General features: G+C 69.2%; 18 protein-coding genes. All 18 read right to left on the reverse strand.

Annotated elements, in window-relative coordinates; translation table 11 throughout:
• Positions 1-48: 48 nt before the first annotated feature.
• Positions 49-1,491: a F0F1 ATP synthase subunit beta gene (atpD, locus tag OG386_RS15860; RefSeq protein ID WP_030008700.1), complete on the reverse strand. Its 1,443-nt coding sequence runs from the start codon at positions 1,489-1,491 to the stop codon at positions 49-51.
• Complete coding sequence (locus OG386_RS15865) at positions 1,491-2,408, reverse strand: F0F1 ATP synthase subunit gamma (protein ID WP_327383219.1); 918 nt, start codon at positions 2,406-2,408, stop codon at positions 1,491-1,493. The genes atpD and OG386_RS15865 overlap by 1 nt, the downstream gene beginning before the upstream one ends.
• A gap of 20 nt (positions 2,409-2,428) precedes the next feature.
• Positions 2,429-4,024, reverse strand: a complete 1,596-nt coding sequence (gene atpA / locus OG386_RS15870; RefSeq protein ID WP_328788703.1) for a F0F1 ATP synthase subunit alpha — start codon at positions 4,022-4,024, stop codon at positions 2,429-2,431.
• Between the two features lie 130 nt (positions 4,025-4,154).
• Positions 4,155-4,970 carry a F0F1 ATP synthase subunit delta gene (locus OG386_RS15875; protein ID WP_328788704.1) on the reverse strand — a complete coding sequence of 272 codons (816 nt, stop codon included), beginning with the start codon at positions 4,968-4,970 and terminating at the stop codon, positions 4,155-4,157.
• Positions 4,967-5,512 (reverse strand): F0F1 ATP synthase subunit B, encoded by a 546-nt coding sequence (locus OG386_RS15880; protein ID WP_030008696.1) that lies wholly within the window; start codon positions 5,510-5,512, stop codon positions 4,967-4,969. Before OG386_RS15880 ends, OG386_RS15875 begins: the two co-directional genes overlap by 4 nt.
• A 40-nt stretch (positions 5,513-5,552) precedes the next feature.
• Positions 5,553-5,801 (reverse strand): ATP synthase subunit C, encoded by a 249-nt coding sequence (locus OG386_RS15885; RefSeq protein WP_030008695.1) that lies wholly within the window; start codon positions 5,799-5,801, stop codon positions 5,553-5,555.
• A gap of 74 nt (positions 5,802-5,875) precedes the next feature.
• Positions 5,876-6,712 (reverse strand): F0F1 ATP synthase subunit A, encoded by an 837-nt coding sequence (atpB, locus tag OG386_RS15890; protein ID WP_328793267.1) that lies wholly within the window; start codon positions 6,710-6,712, stop codon positions 5,876-5,878.
• Positions 6,713-6,922: 210 nt separating this feature from the next.
• Positions 6,923-7,369, reverse strand: coding sequence for a hypothetical protein (locus OG386_RS15895; RefSeq protein ID WP_030008693.1), 447 nt, complete (start codon positions 7,367-7,369; stop codon positions 6,923-6,925).
• A 275-nt stretch (positions 7,370-7,644) separates the two neighbouring features.
• The gene (locus OG386_RS15900) at positions 7,645-8,979 is read right to left on the reverse strand and encodes an MraY family glycosyltransferase (protein ID WP_328788705.1); all 1,335 of its coding nucleotides are present in this window, start codon (positions 8,977-8,979) and stop codon (positions 7,645-7,647) included.
• Positions 8,980-9,095: 116 nt separating this feature from the next.
• Positions 9,096-10,325 (reverse strand): serine hydroxymethyltransferase, encoded by a 1,230-nt coding sequence (glyA, locus tag OG386_RS15905; protein ID WP_328788706.1) that lies wholly within the window; start codon positions 10,323-10,325, stop codon positions 9,096-9,098.
• Positions 10,326-10,416: 91 nt separating this feature from the next.
• Positions 10,417-11,073, reverse strand: a complete 657-nt coding sequence (locus tag OG386_RS15910; protein WP_328788707.1) for an arsenate reductase/protein-tyrosine-phosphatase family protein — start codon at positions 11,071-11,073, stop codon at positions 10,417-10,419.
• The gene (locus tag OG386_RS15915) at positions 11,070-11,717 is read right to left on the reverse strand and encodes an L-threonylcarbamoyladenylate synthase (RefSeq protein ID WP_030720925.1); all 648 of its coding nucleotides are present in this window, start codon (positions 11,715-11,717) and stop codon (positions 11,070-11,072) included. Before OG386_RS15915 ends, OG386_RS15910 begins: the two co-directional genes overlap by 4 nt.
• Positions 11,718-11,766: 49 nt before the next feature.
• Positions 11,767-12,612, reverse strand: coding sequence for a peptide chain release factor N(5)-glutamine methyltransferase (gene prmC / locus OG386_RS15920; RefSeq protein ID WP_030008688.1), 846 nt, complete (start codon positions 12,610-12,612; stop codon positions 11,767-11,769).
• A gap of 47 nt (positions 12,613-12,659) precedes the next feature.
• Positions 12,660-13,739 (reverse strand): peptide chain release factor 1, encoded by a 1,080-nt coding sequence (gene prfA / locus OG386_RS15925; RefSeq protein ID WP_327383225.1) that lies wholly within the window; start codon positions 13,737-13,739, stop codon positions 12,660-12,662.
• 124 nt (positions 13,740-13,863) lie between these two features.
• Positions 13,864-14,082 carry a 50S ribosomal protein L31 gene (gene rpmE, locus OG386_RS15930; RefSeq protein WP_030008686.1) on the reverse strand — a complete coding sequence of 73 codons (219 nt, stop codon included), beginning with the start codon at positions 14,080-14,082 and terminating at the stop codon, positions 13,864-13,866.
• A 183-nt stretch (positions 14,083-14,265) separates the two neighbouring features.
• Positions 14,266-15,366 carry an LCP family protein gene (locus tag OG386_RS15935; protein ID WP_328788708.1) on the reverse strand — a complete coding sequence of 367 codons (1,101 nt, stop codon included), beginning with the start codon at positions 15,364-15,366 and terminating at the stop codon, positions 14,266-14,268.
• A 231-nt stretch (positions 15,367-15,597) separates the two neighbouring features.
• Positions 15,598-17,673 carry a transcription termination factor Rho gene (rho, locus tag OG386_RS15940; protein WP_328788709.1) on the reverse strand — a complete coding sequence of 692 codons (2,076 nt, stop codon included), beginning with the start codon at positions 17,671-17,673 and terminating at the stop codon, positions 15,598-15,600.
• A gap of 432 nt (positions 17,674-18,105) precedes the next feature.
• Positions 18,106-19,032: a homoserine kinase gene (gene thrB, locus OG386_RS15945; RefSeq protein ID WP_266604974.1), complete on the reverse strand. Its 927-nt coding sequence runs from the start codon at positions 19,030-19,032 to the stop codon at positions 18,106-18,108.
• Positions 19,033-19,113: the final 81 nt, after the last annotated feature.

Consider the following 19,113-nt stretch of genomic DNA (forward strand, 5'->3'; position numbering starts at 1 on the left):
AGCCGGCGGGCCTGCGAACCGGATGCGCTCCGTGAGGAGCGCGCCGGATCAGGAGACGCCCAGCTCCTTGGCGTTGGCCTTCAGGTCCTCGATGCCACCGCACAGGAAGAACGCCTGCTCGGGGAAGTGGTCGTAGTCACCGTCGCAGATCGCGTTGAACGCGGTGATCGACTCGTCGAGCGGAACGTCCGAACCGTCCACGCCGGTGAACTGCTTCGCCACGTGGGTGTTCTGCGACAGGAAGCGCTCGACGCGACGGGCACGGTGGACAACGAGCTTGTCCTCCTCGCCCAGCTCGTCGATACCGAGGATCGCGATGATGTCCTGGAGGTCCTTGTACTTCTGGAGGATCCCCTTGACGCGCATCGCCGTGGCGTAGTGGTCCGCCGCGATGTACCGCGGGTCGAGGATGCGGGACGTCGAGTCCAGCGGGTCCACGGCCGGGTAGATGCCCTTCTCGGAGATCGGACGGGAGAGAACCGTCGTCGCGTCGAGGTGGGCGAAGGTGGTCGCCGGCGCCGGGTCGGTCAGGTCGTCCGCGGGGACGTAGATCGCCTGCATCGAGGTGATCGAGTGACCACGGGTCGAGGTGATGCGCTCCTGGAGGAGACCCATCTCGTCGGCCAGGTTCGGCTGGTAACCCACCGCGGAGGGCATGCGGCCGAGCAGGGTCGACACCTCGGAACCCGCCTGGGTGTACCGGAAGATGTTGTCGATGAAGAAGAGCACGTCCTGCTTCTGCACATCGCGGAAGTACTCCGCCATGGTCAGACCGGCGAGCGCGACGCGAAGACGCGTGCCCGGCGGCTCGTCCATCTGGCCGAAGACGAGCGCCGTCTTGTCGATGACGCCGGAGTCGGCCATTTCCTCGATGAGGTCGTTGCCCTCACGGGTACGCTCACCGACGCCCGCGAACACCGACACACCGTCGTGGTTGTTGGCGACGCGGTAGATCATTTCCTGGATCAGAACGGTCTTGCCGACACCGGCACCACCGAACAGACCGATCTTTCCACCCTTGACGTACGGGGTGAGAAGGTCGATGACCTTGACGCCGGTCTCGAACATCTCGGTCTTCGACTCGAGCTCGTCGAAGCGGGGCGCCTTGCGGTGGATCGGCCAGCGCTCGGTGACGTTGGCGTTCTCCTCCGGGTAGTTCAGCACCTCACCGAGGGTGTTGAACACCTTGCCCTTGGTGAAGTCACCGACGGGGACGGTGATGCCCTCGCCCGTGTCGGTCACCGGGGCCTGGCGGACCAGACCGTCGGTCGGCTGCATCGAGATGGTACGGACGAGGCCGTCACCCAGGTGCTGCGCGACCTCGAGGGTCAGGGTCTTCAGCGCGCCGTCCTCGGCCGGGTCGGAGACCTGGACCTTGAGGGCGTTGTAGATCTCGGGCATGGCGTCGACGGGGAACTCCACGTCGACGACCGGGCCGATGACCCGGGCGACGCGGCCCGTGGCGGCGGCCGTCTCAACAGTGGTCGTCATTACTTGTCACTCCCCGCGGTCGCGTCAGCCATGGCGCTCGCGCCACCGACGATCTCGCTGATTTCCTGGGTGATTTCGGCCTGGCGGGCCGCGTTGGCAAGCCGGGAGAGGCTCTTGATGAGGTCTCCGGCGTTGTCGGTCGCCGCCTTCATCGCACGGCGGCGGGCGGCGTGCTCGGAAGCGGCCGACTGCAGCAGTGCGTTGTAGATGCGGCTCTCGACGTAGCGCGGCAGCAGGGCGTCGAGGACGTCCTCCGCCGACGGCTCGAAGTCGAACAGCGGAAGGATCTCGCCCTTCGCACCGGTCTCCTCCGGAGCCTTCTCGAGGCTGAGCGGCAGCATCCGGCCGTCGACCGGGTTCTGCGTCATCATCGACACGAATTCCGTGTAGACGATGTGCAGCTCGTCGACGCCACCCTCGGCCGTTTCCAGCTGGATGGCCTCGATCAGCGGCCCCGCGACGCGCTTGGCGTCGGCGTAGGCCGGGCTGTCGGTGAAGCCGGTCCACGAATCCGCGACCTTGCGCTCGCGGAAGCCGTAGTAGGCCAGCCCCTTACGGCCGACGATGTAGGTGTCGACCTCCTTGCCCTCGCCGCGCAGCCGCTCGGTGAGCCGCTCCGCCTGCTTGATGGCGTTCGAGGAGTAGCCGCCGGCCAGACCGCGGTCGCTCGTGATGAGCACGATCGCGGCACGGGTCGGCGCCTCGACCTCGGTCGTCAGGGCGTGCTTGGTGTTGGAGCCGGTCGCCACCGCGGTCACCGCACGAGTGAGCTCGGTCGCGTACGGCATCGATGCCGCCACCTTGCGCTGCGCCTTGACGATGCGCGAGGCGGCGATCATCTCCATCGCCTTGGTGATCTTCTTGGTCGCCGTGATGGCACGGATGCGACGCTTGTAGACCCGGAGCTGCGCTCCCATGAGTCAGGTCCCTTCCGTCGTCACTTGGAGACGTTGACGGCCGGTGCGTCCTCGCCCAGGAGCTTGCCGTCCGAGGTCTCGAACTGGCGCTTGAAGGAAGCAATGGCGTCCGCGATCGACGTCAGGGTGTCGTCCGACATCTTGCCGCCCTCGGCGATGGAGGTGAGGAGGTCCTTGCGCTCACGGCGCAGGTGCTCCAGCAGCTCCGACTCGAAGCGACGGATGTCGTTGACCGGGACGTCGTCCATCTTGCCGGTGGTGCCGGCCCAGACGGAGATGACCTGCTCCTCGACGGGCATCGGCTGGTACTGGCCCTGCTTCAGCAGCTCGACCAGACGCTTGCCGCGCTCCAGCGAAGCCTTCGACGCGGCGTCCAGGTCGGAACCGAAGGCGGCGAACGCCTCCAGCTCGCGGTACTGGGCCAGGTCCAGGCGCAGACGGCCGGAAACCTGCTTCATGGCCTTGTGCTGGGCGGAGCCACCGACGCGGGAGACCGAGATACCGACGTTCAGCGCCGGGCGCTGGCCCGCGTTGAACAGGTCGGACTCGAGGAAGCACTGGCCGTCGGTGATGGAGATGACGTTGGTCGGGATGAACGCCGACACGTCGTTCGCCTTGGTCTCGACGATCGGCAGACCGGTCATCGAACCGGCACCCATGTCGTCGGACAGCTTCGCGCAGCGCTCCAGCAGACGGGAGTGCAGGTAGAAGACGTCACCCGGGTAGGCCTCGCGGCCCGGCGGGCGGCGCAGCAGCAGCGACACGGCGCGGTAGGCGTCGGCCTGCTTCGACAGGTCGTCGAAGATGATCAGGACGTGCTTGCCGGCGTACATCCAGTGCTGGCCGATGGCGGAACCGGTGTACGGCGCCAGGTACTTGAAGCCGGCCGGGTCGGACGCCGGGGCGGCGACGATCGTCGTGTACTCGAGCGCACCGGCGTCTTCCAGGGCGCCGCGAACGGACGCGATGGTCGAGCCCTTCTGGCCGATGGCGACGTAGATGCAGCGAACCTGCTTGTTCACGTCGCCCGAGCGCCAGTTGTCGCGCTGGTTGATGATCGTGTCGACGGCCAGAGCGGTCTTACCCGTCTGACGGTCACCGATGATCAGCTGACGCTGGCCACGGCCGACGGGCACCATGGCGTCGATGGCCTTGTAGCCGGTCTGCATCGGCTCGTGGACCGACTTACGGACCATGACGCCCGGAGCCTGCAGCTCCAGGGCGCGACGGCCTTCGGTCGCGATCTCGCCGAGACCGTCGATCGGGTTGCCGAGCGGGTCGACGACGCGGCCGAGGTAGCCCTCGCCGACGCCGACCGAGAGCACCTCACCGGTGCGCTGCACCGGCTGGCCCTCCTCGATACCGCTGAACTCGCCGAGGACAACGGCACCGATCTCGCGCTCCTCGAGGTTGAGGGCGAGACCGAGGGTGCCGTCCTCGAACTTCAGCAGCTCGTTCGCCATGGCGGAGGGCAGACCCTCCACCTTCGCGATGCCGTCGCCGGCAACGCTGACCGTTCCGACCTCCTCGCGCGAGGCCGCGTCCGGCTGGTACGACTGGACAAAGTTCTCCAGTGCGTCCCGGATCTCCTCCGGCCGGATCGTGAGCTCCGCCATCTGGGTTCCCTGCTCTCCTTGTTGGGCCTGAAGCTTCTTAGGGGTCTGGGGGCGACCCCCAGGAATCTTCTGCAAGTTCTGCACGGCCCAACCGGGCCGCTAGGAATGCTTTTGTTCTATTGGTGGCTGGTCAGCCGGCCATGCGGCGCGACGCCTCGGCGAGGCGGTCCGCGATGGTGCCGTCGATGACCTCGTCGCCGACTCGCACCGAGATCCCGCCGAGGACCTCGGGGTCCACGTCGAGGTTCAGGTGCATCTGTCGGCCGTACAGCTTGGCCAGCACCGCGCCAAGACGCGCCCGCTGCACGTCGCTGAGCGGAACCGCGCTGGTCACGGTGGCGACCATGCGGTTGCGGCGCTCGGCGGCGAGCGTGGAAAGGGACTCCAGTCCCGCTTCCAGGCTACGTCCACGCGGCTGCGTGACAAGACGGATCACCAGGCGCTCGGTGACGACGTTCGCCTTGCCGCCGAGCAGGCTGCGCAGCAGCTCGCTCTTGGCGGAGGCGGAGGCCGCACGGTCGGTCAGCGCGGCACGCAGCTCGGTGTTCGAGGAGACGATCCGGCCGAAGCGGAAGATCTCGTCCTCGACGTTGTCGAGCGCGCCCGCCCGCTGGGCCGCCGTGAGGTCGGCGGTGGCCGCCAGCTCCTCCAGCGCGTCCACGAGGTCGCGGGACTGCGACCAGCGGGACCGGACCATGCCGGACACCAGGTCGAGGGTTTCCCCGCCGACCTGGCCGCCGAGCAGCCGACCGGCCAGCTCGGCCTTGGCCTCGCCGGACTGCGCCGGGTCCGTGACGACCCGACGCAGCGAGACCTCACGGTCGAGCAGCGCGGTGACGGCAGCCAGCTCACCGGCGAGCTTCGCCGCGTCGACGGACGTGTTGTCCGTCAGCGCGTCGAGACGCTCACGCGCGGAGGCCAGTGCCTCGCGGCTCGCTCCGTTCATCGGGCCGCCTCGGCCTTCTCCTCAAGCTCGCTGAGGAAGCGGTCGATGGTGCGGCTCTGCCGGGCGTGGTCCTCGAGGGACTCGCCGACGAGCTTTCCGGCCAGGTCGGTGGCGAGCTTGCCAACGTCCTGACGCAGCGCCTGAGAGGCGGCCTTACGGTCCGCCGCGATCTGGGCGTGGCCGGCAGCGATGATCTCCTCACGCTGCCGCTGGCCCTCTGCGCGCAGTTCTTCCTTGAGCGCAGTGCCCTGCTCCAGCGCTTCCTGGCGCAGGCGCGCGGCCTCGTGCCGGGCTTCGGCGAGCTGGGCCTTGTACTGCTCCAGCACGCTCTGGGCCTCGGTCTGAGCGGCCTCAGCCTTCTCGATACCGCCCTCGATGGCCTCGCGACGCTCGTCCAGAACCTTGTTGATGTTCGGGAGGAGCTTCTTCGCGAGGAAACCGAAGACGATGACGAAGGCGATCAGACCGATGACGAGCTCGGGGATCGGCGGGATGAGGGGGTTTTCCGCCTCTTCGGCCGCGAGCTGAACCAGAGGGTTCACATCAGTGCCTTCCGACTAAAGGGTCTGTTCGCTACCGGGATCAGGAGGTCGGGTAGACGAACGGCATGACCAGACCGATGAGGGCGAGCGCCTCACAGAAGGCGAAGCCGAGGATCTGGTTGGCGCGGATCAGGCCGGCGGCCTCGGGCTGGCGGGCCAGGGCCTGGGTGCCGTTACCGAAGATGATGCCGACGCCGACGCCGGGGCCGATGGCCGCGAGGCCGTAACCGATGGAGCCGAGGTTGCCCTTGATTTCGACGCCAGCAGCGAGGGTCTGGAGAGCGGACATGCCGGTTCTTCCTTCTCTTTCATGGACCGGTGGGGGTTGGCCACCGGACGACTGGTGGTTTGGGGGTGGGGCGGTCAGTGGTGCTCGGCGACGGCGCCCTGGAGGAAGCTGCAGGCCAGCAGCACGAAGACGTAGGCCTGGACAGCCTGGATGAAGAGCTCGAACGCGGTCATCACGATGACCATCACGAAGGACACGCCCGCGTAGGCGATGCCGATGTCGTTCAGCAGGTACCAGCTGGCGATCGTGAAGAGCAGCAGCAGCGTGTGACCGGCGAACATGTTCGCGAAGAGACGGACCGCGTGGGTGAACGGGCGGATGATCACGTTCGAGAAGAACTCGATCAGCATGACCAGCGGCAGGATCCCGCCGAGCGACTTGTCGTAGCCCGTGACGTTCTTCAGGCCGCCGACGAAGCCGTGGCGCTTGAAGGTGACCGACATCCACATGACGTAGATGACCAGGGCCAGACCGGCCGGGTACGCGATGACCGAGGTCACCGGGAACTGGGCAAGCGGAATGATCGACCAGAGGTTCAGGATCCAGACGAAGAAGAACGTCGTGACCATGAAGGGGACGTACTTCTCGCCCTCCTTCTTGCCCATCGTTTCGTAGACGATCCCGCGGCGGACGAAGTCGTAACCGGCTTCGGCAACCATCTGGAGCTTCCCCGGAACCAGCTTCGGCTTGGCGAAGGCGGCCCAGAAGAATCCGACGATGATGACGGTTCCGAGCAGGGCCAGGAGCATCGTCTTGTTGAAGTAGACGGCTCCGTCCATGTCGCCGAAGATCGGCTCGAACAGGAACGAGTGCAGGCCAGGAGCCGGGAAACCACAGCCGTCGAAGATGTGGCAATCGGTCTCGAAGGCGAGCACCTGCGTCGGGTCAGCACTCACCGCGGGCTCCTTCAGCGTGGCGCATAGGTACGGCAACCTCGTTGTGTCGGCGCGGCGCACAGCCGCGGTTCGGCACGGGACTGGTCTTACGGATGTGGGGGCGGCTTGCAGGCAGTGAGCCTCGCGATTGAGCAGGCGTCAGCTCAGCTGCCTGCGCCCGCGATGCCGCATATGGCACCGGACGATAGCAGCATCTCGAACGCGCACTTATTCCACCCCTACCGTTCACGACGAGGGCCCCGTGTTTTCAGGCTTCTCACCCTTGCCACGCTTGGTGGACTCGGGCTCGACGTAAAGGATCTTGGCCTTCATGTGCGCGCGCGTCTGCGCGGCGATCCAAGCAAGGGTCGCCGCGACGATGGTGATCGCGAATGCCCTGGGATTGAACAGCGTCGTGTTCTTGAACACGGCGACGAAGACGAAGAGCAGCAGGATCTGGGTCGTGTAGAGCGCCAGACCCATCATCTGGAACAGATGCGGCAGCGATCGCGCCGTCCGCTGCAGGATGACGAATCCGATACCCATGAACAGAATCACGACGACCGTGGCCGCGAGCGCCCCGATCGCTCCCTTACCGCCCGCAACCACGCCACTGATGATGGCGGCGACGACGCCGACGGCAGCGGTGGGTACGGCGGTATGCAGAAGTGTTCGGGCGTCATCGGACAGCATGGCGCATGGCTCCGCGTGATGGTGGGGGTAACGGGACTCGTACGGGACGAGCGTAAGCCCGGTCCGAGAGAGGACCTCGGGCCAAGGGACCGTCGCACTACGGTCCTTCGGCTCTGTCGCCGGGTTTAGTGAACGGTATCACAAACTATTTGATGAGAGCTTTACCTGTCGGGTGTGCCGACTGTCACACATGAGAGTGACCCTGCCCGTGTGTGCGCGACAGGGGGGCAGCTTGTCTGGTAAAGGACATCCATGTCCGACATGCGAATCGACCGTCAGCGGGTGGATTCAGCCTTACGCCGGTCGGGAAAGCGCGAACGGGGGCCCACGGCGGTCGCTCCGTTGACGCCGGAGACACCCGCGGCGACGGGCCGCGCGGGCTCCGGCTCCGCGCCCGAGGCGTCCTGCGCCGCCGCCTCCGCAGCGGCTTCGGCCGCACGTTCGGCATGGCGGTAACGCGGCGGAACCAGACCCTCCGCCCAACGCGGGGCGCGCGGGGTGAAGCGCGGCAGGAGCAGCAGGATCAGGCCGACCGCGCTCAGCACGACGATCGCCAGCACGATCCACATCGTGGCGGAGTGCACGGAATAGGCCACCGTGCCGAAGGCGATCAGTCCCGACCAGAAGTACATGATCATGACCGCGCGGCTGTGCGAATGCCCGAGTTCCAGCAGCCGGTGGTGGAGGTGCCCGCGGTCGGCGGCGAAGGGCGACTGGCCCTTCCACGTACGACGGACGATGGCCAGGACCAGGTCCGCCATCGGGATCGCGATGACCGTCAGCGGCAGGATCAGCGGGATGTAGGCGGGGAGCATCGCGTGCGTCGCGTTGCGCTCACCACCCGCGAAGAGGGCCAGCGCGTCCGGGTCCACCTGCCCGGTGAGGGAGATCGCGGAGGCGGCCAGCACCAGGCCGATGAGCATCGAGCCGGAGTCGCCCATGAAGATCCGGGCGGGGTGCATGTTGTGCGGCAGGAAGCCCAGGCACATGCCCATCAAGATCGCGGCGAAGAGGGTCGCGGGCGCGGCCGACTCGATGCCGTAGCCGAACCAGATCCGGTACGCGTAGAGGAAGAGCGCGGCGGCGGCGATGCAGACCATGCCGGCGGCCAGGCCGTCCAGGCCGTCGACGAAGTTCACGGCGTTGATGGTGATCACGACGAGGGCGACGGTGAGCAGGTTGCCCTGCCACTGGGTGAGCGGAACCGTCCCGATGCCCGGGACGGGGATCCACAGGATGGTCAGACCCTGCATGACCATCACACCGGCAGAGATCATCTGCGCGCCGAGCTTGATCAGGGCGTCGAGCTCGAACTTGTCGTCGAGGACGCCGACCAGCCAGATCAGCGCCGCGCCGGAGAGCAGCGCGCGCGGCTCGTTCGACAGCTCGAAGACGCCGTTGAGGTTCCGCAGGTGGTCGGCCACCAGCAGGCCCGCGCACAGACCGCCGAACATGGCGATGCCGCCCAGCCGCGGTGTGGGCTCGCGGTGCACGTCGCGGGCGCGGATCTCCGGCATGGCCCCGGCCGCGATCGCGAACTTCCGCACGGGCCCGGTCAGCAGGTAGGTCACCGCGACCGTGACGCAAAGCGTCAGCAGATATTCACGCACGGGCTGCCCCAGATGTATCGCCGGCCATCTCAGCCCCACACATTAGCTGCGATGTCACCTCCATCGAGGACGCGAGGGGGCCGGATCCCGGTTCCAGTACACCCCGTTTGCACCGCTCACTCTCTGTAAGGGGGAAATCCCGCCGTGAGCTCGCCGACCTCCGTACGCGTTTTCACGCCATCTCCGTCGAGCGCCGCGGCGAACAACGCCCCGATCCGGACCATCTCCGCCTCACCCATCCCCTGGGTGGTCACGGCGGCCGTTCCCAGCCGGATGCCGCGCTGGTCCCCGTACGGGAGGGCGCAGGTGTCCAGCACGATCCCGGCGGCGGCCAGCCGGCCGCGGGCGGTCGGGCCGTCCACGCCGAGCGGCGCCGGATCGGCGGTGATCAGATGGGTGTCGGTGCCGCCGGTGGTGAGGGTGAACCCGTGCTCCTGGAGCGCGCCCGCCAGGACCCGGGCATTGGCGACGACCCGGTGCGCGTACGTGGTGAAGGCCGGCCGGGCCGCCTCGCCGAAGGCCACGGCCTTGGCGGCGATGGTGTGCATCTGGGCCCCGCCCTGGGTGAAGGGGAACACCGCCCGGTCGATGCGCTCCGCGTACTCGGCGCCGCACAGCACCATGCCCCCGCGCGGGCCGCGCAGCACCTTGTGCGTGGTCGCGCAGACGACGTCGGCGTACGGGACGGGGCTGGGCGCGGCCCCGCCGGCCACCAGCCCGATCGGATGGGCGGCGTCCACGATCAGGTAGGCCCCGACCTCGTCGGCGATCTCCCGGAAGGCCGAGTACTCGGGGTGGCGGGGGTAGGAGATGGAGCCGCACACGATCGCCTTGGGGCGGTGCGCGTGGGCCAGGCGCTGGACCTGCCGGTAGTCGATGAGGCCCGTCCCGGCGTCGACGCCGTAGCCGACGAAGTCGAACCACCGCCCGGAGAAGTTGGCGGGCGACCCGTGGGTGAGGTGTCCGCCGTACGGGAGGCCCATCGCCAGCACGGTGTCCCCCGGCCGCAGCAGGGCGGCGTACGCGGCCAGGACCGCGGAGGAGCCGGAGTGCGGCTGCACGTTGGCGTGCTCGGCCCCGAAGAGCGCCTTGGCCCGCTCCACGGCGGTCCGCTCGGCCAGATCGGCGTACTCGCACCCGCCGTGGTGCCGGGCGCCGGGGTACCCCTCGGCGTACTTGTTGGCGAGCGCGGACCCGAGCGCGGCGAGCACGGCGCTCGAGGTGAAGTTCTCCGCGGCGATCATCTGCAACGTCTCGGACTGCCGCTGCCGCTCCCCGGCCAGTACGTCGGCCATCTGCGGGTCCTGCGCGCGCAGCAGGTCCGTGGGCTGGGTGATGACGCTCATGGCGGCGCTCCAGGGGTACCGGGTACCAGCCACTGTAGGCCCGCGGACCCCGCGGTGCCCGGTCAGCGCGCGGCGGCCCCTCCTCGAACGCTCAGCGCGCCGCGGTCACGCCCGTCAGGGCCGTCACCACCGGATCCAACGCCTGGTTGATTTCGTCGCCGATGGAGCGGAAGAAGGTGATCGGGGCCCCGTACGGGTCGTACACCTCGTCCGCGTCGGGCGACGGCGCCAGCAACCAGCCGCGCAGGGCCGCGGCGGCCCGTACGAGCGCCCGCGCCCGCTCCGCCATGCCGTCGTCCAGCGGCGGCAGCGTGGCCGGATCTATCGCCCGCACCAGTCGGGTGAACTCCTTCAGCGTGAAGGTGCGCAGCCCCGCCGAGTGGCCCATCGAGATGACCTGGGCCCGGTGGTCGCGGGTGGCGGTCAGCACCAGGTCGGCGCGTATGACGTGCTCGTCCAGCAGTTCCCGCCCGGTGAACCCGGACGCGTCGGCCCCGAAGTCCGCCAGCACGGCGGCCGCGTTCGCCTCCATCGGGGCGCCCTCGTGGCCCCAGGTGCCGGCGCTCTCCACGATGAGGTCGCCGGTGACGGGGCCGCCGAGGCGGTGCGAGAGGGCATGTCGCGTCAGCCGCTCGGTGATGGGCGAGCGACACACGTTCCCGGTGCTGACGTGGAGTATGCGGAAAGTGGTTCCTCCGGCTACCGCCGGCCGGTACCCCCCTGCTATGCCACGCCCCTCAGGGCTCACGGGGCGACCTCGAGGTCGGGTACGACCTCCCGCAGCTGGTCTGCGGTGAGTGCCCCCTCGCGCAGCAGAACGGGAACCTTCCCGGTGACGTCGACGATCGACGACGGCTGGATGCCGGGCGTCGGGCCGCCGTCCAGGTACACGGACACGGAGTCCCCGAGCATCTCGCGCGCTGCGTCGCAGTCCTCGGGCGCCGGGTGACCGGACAGATTGGCCGAGGAGACCGCCATCGGGCCGACCTCGGTCAGCAGCTCGATCGCGACGGGGTGCAGGGGCATGCGCACGGCGACGGTGCCCTGGGTGTCCCCCAGGTCCCACGCGAGCGAGGGCTGGTGCTTGGCGACCAGGGTCAGCGCGCCGGGCCAGAAGGCGTCGACGAGCTCCCAGGCCTGCTCGGAGAAGTCCGTGACGAGGCCGTGGAGCGTGTTCGGGGAGCCGATGAGCACCGGGGTGGGCATGCCGCGCCCCCGGCCCTTGGCGGCGAGCAGGTCGTGGACGGCCTCCGGGCTGAAGGCGTCCGCGCCGATCCCGTACAGGGTGTCGGTGGGCAGCACGACGAGCTCTCCGCGGCGCACGGCGGATGCGGCTTCACGCAGACCGGTCTTACGGTCCGTCGCGTCGTTGCAATCGTATCGCCGGGCCATCAGCGGGCCTCCTCGTGCAGCAGGGGGGTGGCGGGAATCGTCGCGCCTGTCACGGCAGGGCCTTGCGGGCCGTAGCGAAGCGCGGGCGGTTGTTGAGGTCCGGGTGGTCGGCCGCGTCGGCCCAGCCCCGCTCCTCGGCGAAGATCCACGGCACCTGGCCGCCCTGGGTGTCGGCGTGCTCGATGACGACGATGCCGCCGGGCCGCAGCAGCCGGTGGGCGGTCCGCTCGATGCCGCGGATGGTGTCGAGGCCGTCCTCGCCGGAGAAGAGCGCCATCTCCGGATCGTGGTCGCGGGCCTCGGGGGCGACGTACTCCCACTCGGTCAGCGGGATGTACGGCGGGTTGGAGATGACGAGGTCGACCTGGCCGTCGAGCTCGGGCAGTGCGCTCAGGGCGTCGCCCTGGTGGACGGTGACCCGGGAGCCCTCGGCGTTCTTGCGGGTCCACCGCAGGGCGTCCTCGGACAGCTCGACGGCGTGCACGCGCGAGCGCGGCACCTCCTGGGCCATGGCCAGCGCGATGGCGCCGGAGCCGGTGCACAGGTCCACGATCAGCGGTTCGACGACGTCCATCGCGCGCACGGCGTGTATGGCCCAGTCCACGACCGACTCGGTCTCGGGCCGGGGCACGAAGACCCCGGGCCCGACCTGGAGCTCCAGGTACCGGAAGAAGGCGCGGCCGGTGATGTGCTGGAGCGGCTCGCGCGCCTCGCGGCGGGCGACGGCCTCCCAGTAGCGGGCGTCGAAGTCCGCGTCCTTGACGTGGTGCAGTTCCCCCCGTTTGACGCCGTGCACGAAGGCGGCGAGCTCCTCCGCGTCGAAGCGCGGTGAGGGCACGCCGGCGGCGGCCAGCCGCTGGGTGGCCTGGGCCACCTCGGCAAGCAGCAAGTTCACGCTGGTCCTCCGGGCTGCTGTCGTACGGGGGTGATGCGGGGGTCGGGTCAGTGCGCGGCCGCGAGCTTGGCCGCGGAGTCCGTGTCGACACAGGCCTGGATGACCGAGTCGAGGTCACCGTCGAGCACCTGGTCCAAGTTGTACGCCTTGAAACCGGTCCGGTGGTCCGAGATCCGGTTTTCCGGGTAGTTGTACGTACGGATCTTCTCGGAACGGTCCACGGAGCGCACCTGGCTGCGGCGCACGTCCGAGGCCTCCTGCTCGGCGGCTTCCTGGGCCGCGGCCAGGAGCCGCGAGCGCAGGATGCGCATGGCCTGCTCCTTGTTCTGGAGCTGGCTCTTCTCGTTCTGGCAGGAGGCGACCACACCGGTGGGGATGTGCGTGATGCGCACGGCCGAGTCGGTGGTGTTGACGGACTGGCCGCCGGGGCCGGACGAGCGGTACACGTCGATGCGGAGGTCGTTCATGTTGATCTCGACCTCGACCTCCTCGGCCTCCGGGGTGACGAGCACGCCGGCGGCGGAGGTGTGGATGCGGCCCTGGGACTCGGTGGCCGGAACCCGCTGGACGCGGTGCACGCCGCCTTCGTACTTCAGGCGGGCCCAGACGCCCTGGCCGGGCTCGGTGGCGCCGTTGCCGCCCTTGGTGCGGACGGAGACCTGGACGTCCTTGTAGCCGCCGAGCTCGGACTCGGTGGCGTCGATGATCTCGGTCTTCCAGCCCACGCGCTCGGCGTAGCGCAGGTACATGCGCAGCAGGTCGCCGGCGAACAGCGCCGACTCGTCGCCGCCCGCGCCCGCCTTGACCTCGAGGAGCACGTCCTTGTCGTCGCTGGGGTCGCGCGGAACGAGCAGCAGGCGGAGCTTCTCGGTGAGCTCTTCGCGCTGTGCGGTCAGTTCCTTGGCCTCGGCAGCGAAGTCGGGGTCGTCGGCCGCGAGCTCCTTGGCCGTCTCGATGTCCTCGGCGGACTGCTTCCAGGCACGGAAGGTCGCGACGATCGGGGTCAGTTCCGCGTAGCGCTTGTTCAGCTTGCGCGCGTTGGCCTGATCCGAGTGGACCGAAGGGTCGGCGAGCTTCTTCTCAAGATCGGCGTGCTCGCCGACCAATTCCTCGACCGCTTCGAACATCGGGGGACTCCTGGGGTGAAAGGTGCGAAGGACTGCGGGGGACGTGCCGGAACGACGACAAAGGCGCCGGTCCGGCCGCCCCCGAGTGGACAGGGGGCGGCCGGAGACCGGCGCCTGGGTCGCGCTACTTCTTGGCCGCACCCTTGCCGAAGCGCGCCTCGAAGCGGGCCACGCGGCCACCGGTGTCGAGGATCTTCTGCTTGCCCGTGTAGAACGGGTGGCACTCGGAGCAGACCTCGGCACGGATGGTGCCCTCGGTCAGGGTGCTACGGGTGGTGAACGACGCGCCGCAGGTGCAGCTGACCGCGGTCTCGACGTACTCGGGGTGAACATCGCGCTTCAAGGTGTCTCCTAGATTCGGGAGGGCGCCGGGTCGCAGGAGCCGAATTGCGTACTGCGTGAACCGGGGCCGACAGACCAGTCTGCCAGGACCGGGCCGCCTGTCAAAATTCTGAGGACGCCTCCCTCAACGGCAGGGGGTCGCCATCTATTCCGCACCGGTTCGGGGACCCTGCGGGAACGGGTCCTACTGGACGATCGACCCGGCGGCGCTCTTGTCCCCGGAGGAGTTCACGGTGGCCTCGGCCGGGATCGGCCGGTCCGCCAGCAGGGCGTCCCAGACCATCTTCGTCTCCTTGGTGAGCGGGGCCACGCGGTTCGGGTCGCGGGGGTCCGTGGTCACCGGCAGCGTGATCATCTGCATGTCCTGGGCGTCGATGCCCTGGAGCCCCTGGGCGAAGCCCATGAGGGACTTCACGTCACCGAGCGCCTTGTCGGTGGTGATCGCCTTGGTCGCGGAGTCGGCGATGCCGAGCAGCTTCTTGGGGTTGTCGAAGACCCCGACGCCCTTCACCTGCTTGATGAGCGCCTTGATGAAGGCCTGCTGGAGCTGTATTCGACCCAGGTCGCTGCCGTCGCCGACGCTCTTGCGGGTGCGTACGAGGCCGAGGGCCTGCTCCCCGTCGAGCTTGTTGGTGCCGGCCGCGAGGTCGAGGTGGCTGGCGCCGTCCTTGATCGGCTTGGTGGTGGTCACCTCGACGCCGCCGAGGTTGTCGATGATCTTCTTGAAGCCGGTGAAGTCGACCTCTATGTAGTGATCCATGCGGATCCCCGACATCTTCTCGACGGTCTTGACCGCGCACGCGGCCCCGCCGACGGTGAACGCCTCGTTGAACTGGGTGCGCTGGCCACCGGGGTCGGTCTTCCCGCCCGAGGTCGGGCAGGAGGGCCGGGAGATCATGGTGTCGCGCGGTATCGACACGACGCTGGCCTTCTCGTGGCCCTCGTACAGATGGATGATCATCGCCGTGTCGGAGCGGGCGGAGCCGCCGTCGTCCTGGCCGTACTCGCCGTTGGCGCCGCCGCGGGAGTCGGAGCCGAGGACGAGGATGTCCATCGAGCCGTTGTCGACGTTCTGCGGGCGGTCGGTGCCGAGGGCCTGGTCGATGTCGACGGTCTTCAGGTTGCCGTTGAACTTGAAGTAGAAGTAGCCGATCCCGGCTCCCCCCAGCAGGACCACCCCCGCGGCGCTCCAGGCGGCGACGGCGACGGCTCTGCGGCGCCTCGGCGGCTTGCGACGGCGCCGGGCCGCGGCACGGCCGCCGTGGTCCTTGCTCTCCTCGGTCATGCTCTCCTCAGTCCTGTGTCCGGTCCCCTGGTCGTTCGGCCCGCCGTCCACCCCGCGGTTCCTCTGACACAGACGGGCGTACGCCGCGCAGGGTTCCATTCCGGCCCGAACCGCCCCGCGGGGGCGGAACCGCCCCGCTGGGGCGCCCGTACCCAGAAAATCCGTCCGTACGCGCGACAGCCCCCGCCGCGGGTGCGGCGGGGGCTGTCGCGGTGATGCGTGTGCCGGACGTCAGTCGTCGTTCTTGCCCGACGGGGTCGTCTTGGCGATCTGCATCAGGAACTCGGCGTTCGACTTCGTCTGCTTCATCTTGTCGAGCAGCAGCTCGATCGCCTGCTGCGAGTCGAGCGCGTGCAGCACCCGGCGCAGCTTCCAGACGATGGCGAGCTCCTCCGCGTTGAGGAGGATCTCCTCCTTGCGGGTGCCCGACGGGTCGACGTCGACGGCCGGGAAGATGCGCTTGTCGGCGAGCTTCCGGTCGAGCTTGAGCTCCATGTTGCCGGTGCCCTTGAACTCCTCGAAGATCACCTCGTCCATGCGCGAGCCGGTGTCGACGAGCGCGGTGGCCAGGATGGTCAGCGAGCCGCCGTCCTCGATGTTGCGCGCGGCACCGAAGAAGCGCTTCGGCGGGTACAGCGCGGTCGAGTCGACACCACCGGACAGGATGCGGCCGGAGGCGGGCGCCGAGAGGTTGTACGCACGGCCCAGACGGGTGATGGAGTCCAGCAGGACGACCACGTCGTGACCCAGCTCGACGAGACGCTTGGCGCGCTCGATGGCCAGCTCGGCGACGGTGGTGTGGTCCTCGGCCGGGCGGTCGAAGGTCGAGGAGATGACCTCGCCCTTGACCGACCGCTGCATGTCGGTGACCTCTTCCGGACGCTCGTCGACCAGGACGACCATCAGGTGGCACTCGGGGTTGTTGACGGTGATCGCGTTGGCGATCGCCTGCATGATCATGGTCTTACCGGTCTTCGGCGGGGCCACGATCAGGCCTCGCTGACCCTTACCGATCGGCGACACGAGGTCGATGATGCGGGTGGTCAGCACGCCCGGGTCGGTCTCCAGACGGAGCCGGTCCTGCGGGTACAGCGGGGTGAGCTTCTGGAACTCCGGGCGGCCGCGGCCGGATTCGGGCGCCATGCCGTTCACCGAGTCCAGACGCACGAGGGCGTTGAACTTCTCGCGGCGCTCGCCGTCCTTGGGCTGGCGCACGGCACCGGTGGTGTGGTCACCCTTGCGCAGACCGGCCTTGCGGACCTGAGCGAGGGAGACGTACACGTCGTTGGGGCCGGGCAGGTAGCCCGAGGTCCGGATGAACGCGTAGTTGTCGAGGATGTCGAGGATGCCCGCGACGGGGATCAGCACGTCGTCGTCGGCGACCTGCGGCTCGCTCGGCGCGAACTCGTCACGGCCACGGCGGCCACGACGGTCGCGGTAGCGGCCGCGACGGCCGCGACGGCCGTCCTCACCGTCGAAGTCGTCCTGGGGACCGTTGTCCTGGCGGTCCTGACGGACCTGCTGCTGGCCCTGGCCGCGGCCGCCCTGCTGCTGACGGTCGGCGCGCTCCTGACGGCCGCCGCCCTGGCCGCCCTGCGCGCCCTGGCCCTGACCCTGGCCGCCCTGGCCCTGGTCGTCGGCCTTGGCGCCGCGGTCACGGCGGTCGCGCTGACGGTCGGTGCGCTCGGCACGGTCACCGCGGTCACGGCGGTCGCGACGGCCACGGCCTTCGCCGTCCTGGCCCTGCGCCTGGCCGGCGGAGACCGCGGTGGCGGCTTCGGCCTTGGCCTCGGACGGGGCGGTGGCGGCGGGCGCGGTCTCGGTCTTCTGCTCGACCTGTACGGCGACGGGGGCCGAGGCCTCCGGGCTGCCGGAGGGGGCCGTGGCACGGCGGCGGCGGCGCTCGCCGACCGGGGCATCCTCGCTGGCAGGCTGACCCGGGATCTCGATCTGCGCCTGCACTGCGGGCTTCTCGGCGGGCGCCTCGGCGGCGGCCTCACCCGTGCGGGCCTTGCTGGTGGCGCGGCGCTTCGGCTTGGCCTCGGCGGTGGCTGCGGCGGTGGAGGCGGCGGCCTTGGGGGCACCGCTGCCCGCCTGCGCCTCCTTGATGACCTCGATCAGCTGGCTCTTGCGCATCCGCGCGGTGCCCCTGATCCCGAGGCCCGACGCGACCTGCTGCAGCTCGGCCAGGACCATGCCGTCAAGGCCGGTGCCGGTGCGTCGACGCTTGGGTGCGGCGCCCGCGGCGGGGGCACTGGTGTCGACAGAGGTGTCGGCAGCGCCCATCAGATCGGTGGTGTCGCTCACGAAGGGTCCTTCCCTGGAGCGGACGTCGGCCTGTCTGGCTCGGCGACCGGTTGTGCTGTCCGACAGCAGTCCTAGGTGTGGACCGTGCCGGGGCGGTGGTCCGCCGGTAGAAGTACGGCGGAAGAAACGTGCATGGCTGGTTCCGGCGAGAAGCCCCCGAGCTGAAAGCGTGGGAATGTCACGCCGATTCCGGAGCGTGCTCGAAACTGCTGGAGGTGATCAAAGCAGTCGGGGAGGCTCCCGGAAGAAATGTGGTCCCGAATGGGGACACTGAGCACCGAGCCATGACGGCTTCCGATGCGCACTTGAGACTAACACTACCGGATCCAATAGATATTCCCCCTCTCAATCACCGGCAATCGCGCCCTTCCGTGCGGGCGGCCTGCCCCGGCCGCCCGCCCCTGACCGGCTGTGCACTCCGGGAAAGCGGCTCTAGCCGCCCTGGGTGCCCAGCGGAAGTACGCTCGCGCCCGCGGCGTCGAGGGCGAGCCGGTTGGCCGCCCACCCCTCGCCCGCGAGCTGCGCGACCTTGTCGGCCGCGCCGTTGTCGACCAGCGCGAGGACCGTGGGGCCCGCGCCGGAGATGACCGCGGGGATCCCGTCCGCCCGCAGCCTGTTGACGAGTGCCACGCTCTCTGGCATCGCCGGGGACCGGTACTCCTGGTGGAGCCGGTCTTCGGTGGCCGGCAGGAGGAGCTCGGGACGCCTGGTCAGGGCTTCCACGAGCAGGCCCGCGCGGCCCGCGTTGGCGGCCGCGTCCACGTGCGGGACGGTGCGCGGCAGCAGGCCGCGCGCCGTCTCCGTGAGGACCGGCTTGGAGGGTACGAAGACCACCGGAACGATGGATTCGGCGGGCTCCATCCGGATCGCCTTGGCGCTGCCGCCGTCCATCCAGGCGAGGGTGAAGCCGCCGAGCAGACAGGCGGCGACGTTGTCGGGGTGCCCCTCGATCTCGGTGGCGAGCTCCAGCAGCGCCGCGTCGTCGAGCTTGGTCTCGCCGCCTATGGTCACGGCGCGGGCGGCGACGATGCCGGCGCAGATGGCGGCGGAGGAGGAGCCGAGTCCGCGACCGTGCGGGATGCGGTTGGCGCAGACGACCTCCAGGCCGCGCGGCTGGCCGCCCAGCAGGTCGAAGGCGGTGCGCATGGAGCGTACGAGCAGGTGGCTCTCGTCCCGCGGGAGGGTGTCGGCGCCCTCACCCGCGATGTCGATGTTCAGACCGGAGTCGGCCACCCGGACGACTACGTCGTCGTAGAGCCCCAGGGCCAGGCCCAGGGCGTCGAAGCCCGGGCCGAGATTGGCACTGCTGGCGGGGACGCGCACCCGTACGGCGGCGGCGCGGAACGCTGGACCGGCCATCGTCCGATGACACTCCTTGTGACTGTGCGAGATCTTCGCTCTTCGCTGGCTCGCTGCGAATGTACTGGAGAACGTACGACA

This window comes from Streptomyces sp. NBC_00273, assembly GCF_036178145.1.
GTDB lineage: Bacteria > Actinomycetota > Actinomycetes > Streptomycetales > Streptomycetaceae > Streptomyces.

Coding starts and splice junctions, on each gene's coding strand:
- atpD (WP_030008700.1), bottom strand. CDS start 1,491: ATGACGACCACTGTTGAGACGGCCGCCGCCACGGGCCGCGTCGCCCGG.
- OG386_RS15865 (WP_327383219.1), bottom strand. CDS start 2,408: ATGGGAGCGCAGCTCCGGGTCTACAAGCGTCGCATCCGTGCCATCACG.
- atpA (WP_328788703.1), bottom strand. CDS start 4,024: ATGGCGGAGCTCACGATCCGGCCGGAGGAGATCCGGGACGCACTGGAG.
- OG386_RS15875 (WP_328788704.1), bottom strand. CDS start 4,970: ATGAACGGAGCGAGCCGCGAGGCACTGGCCTCCGCGCGTGAGCGTCTC.
- OG386_RS15885 (WP_030008695.1), bottom strand. CDS start 5,801: ATGTCCGCTCTCCAGACCCTCGCTGCTGGCGTCGAAATCAAGGGCAAC.
- OG386_RS15895 (WP_030008693.1), bottom strand. CDS start 7,369: ATGCTGTCCGATGACGCCCGAACACTTCTGCATACCGCCGTACCCACC.
- glyA (WP_328788706.1), bottom strand. CDS start 10,325: ATGAGCGTCATCACCCAGCCCACGGACCTGCTGCGCGCGCAGGACCCG.
- OG386_RS15915 (WP_030720925.1), bottom strand. CDS start 11,717: ATGGCCCGGCGATACGATTGCAACGACGCGACGGACCGTAAGACCGGT.
- prfA (WP_327383225.1), bottom strand. CDS start 13,739: ATGTTCGAAGCGGTCGAGGAATTGGTCGGCGAGCACGCCGATCTTGAG.
- OG386_RS15935 (WP_328788708.1), bottom strand. CDS start 15,366: ATGACCGAGGAGAGCAAGGACCACGGCGGCCGTGCCGCGGCCCGGCGC.
- thrB (WP_266604974.1), bottom strand. CDS start 19,032: ATGGCCGGTCCAGCGTTCCGCGCCGCCGCCGTACGGGTGCGCGTCCCC.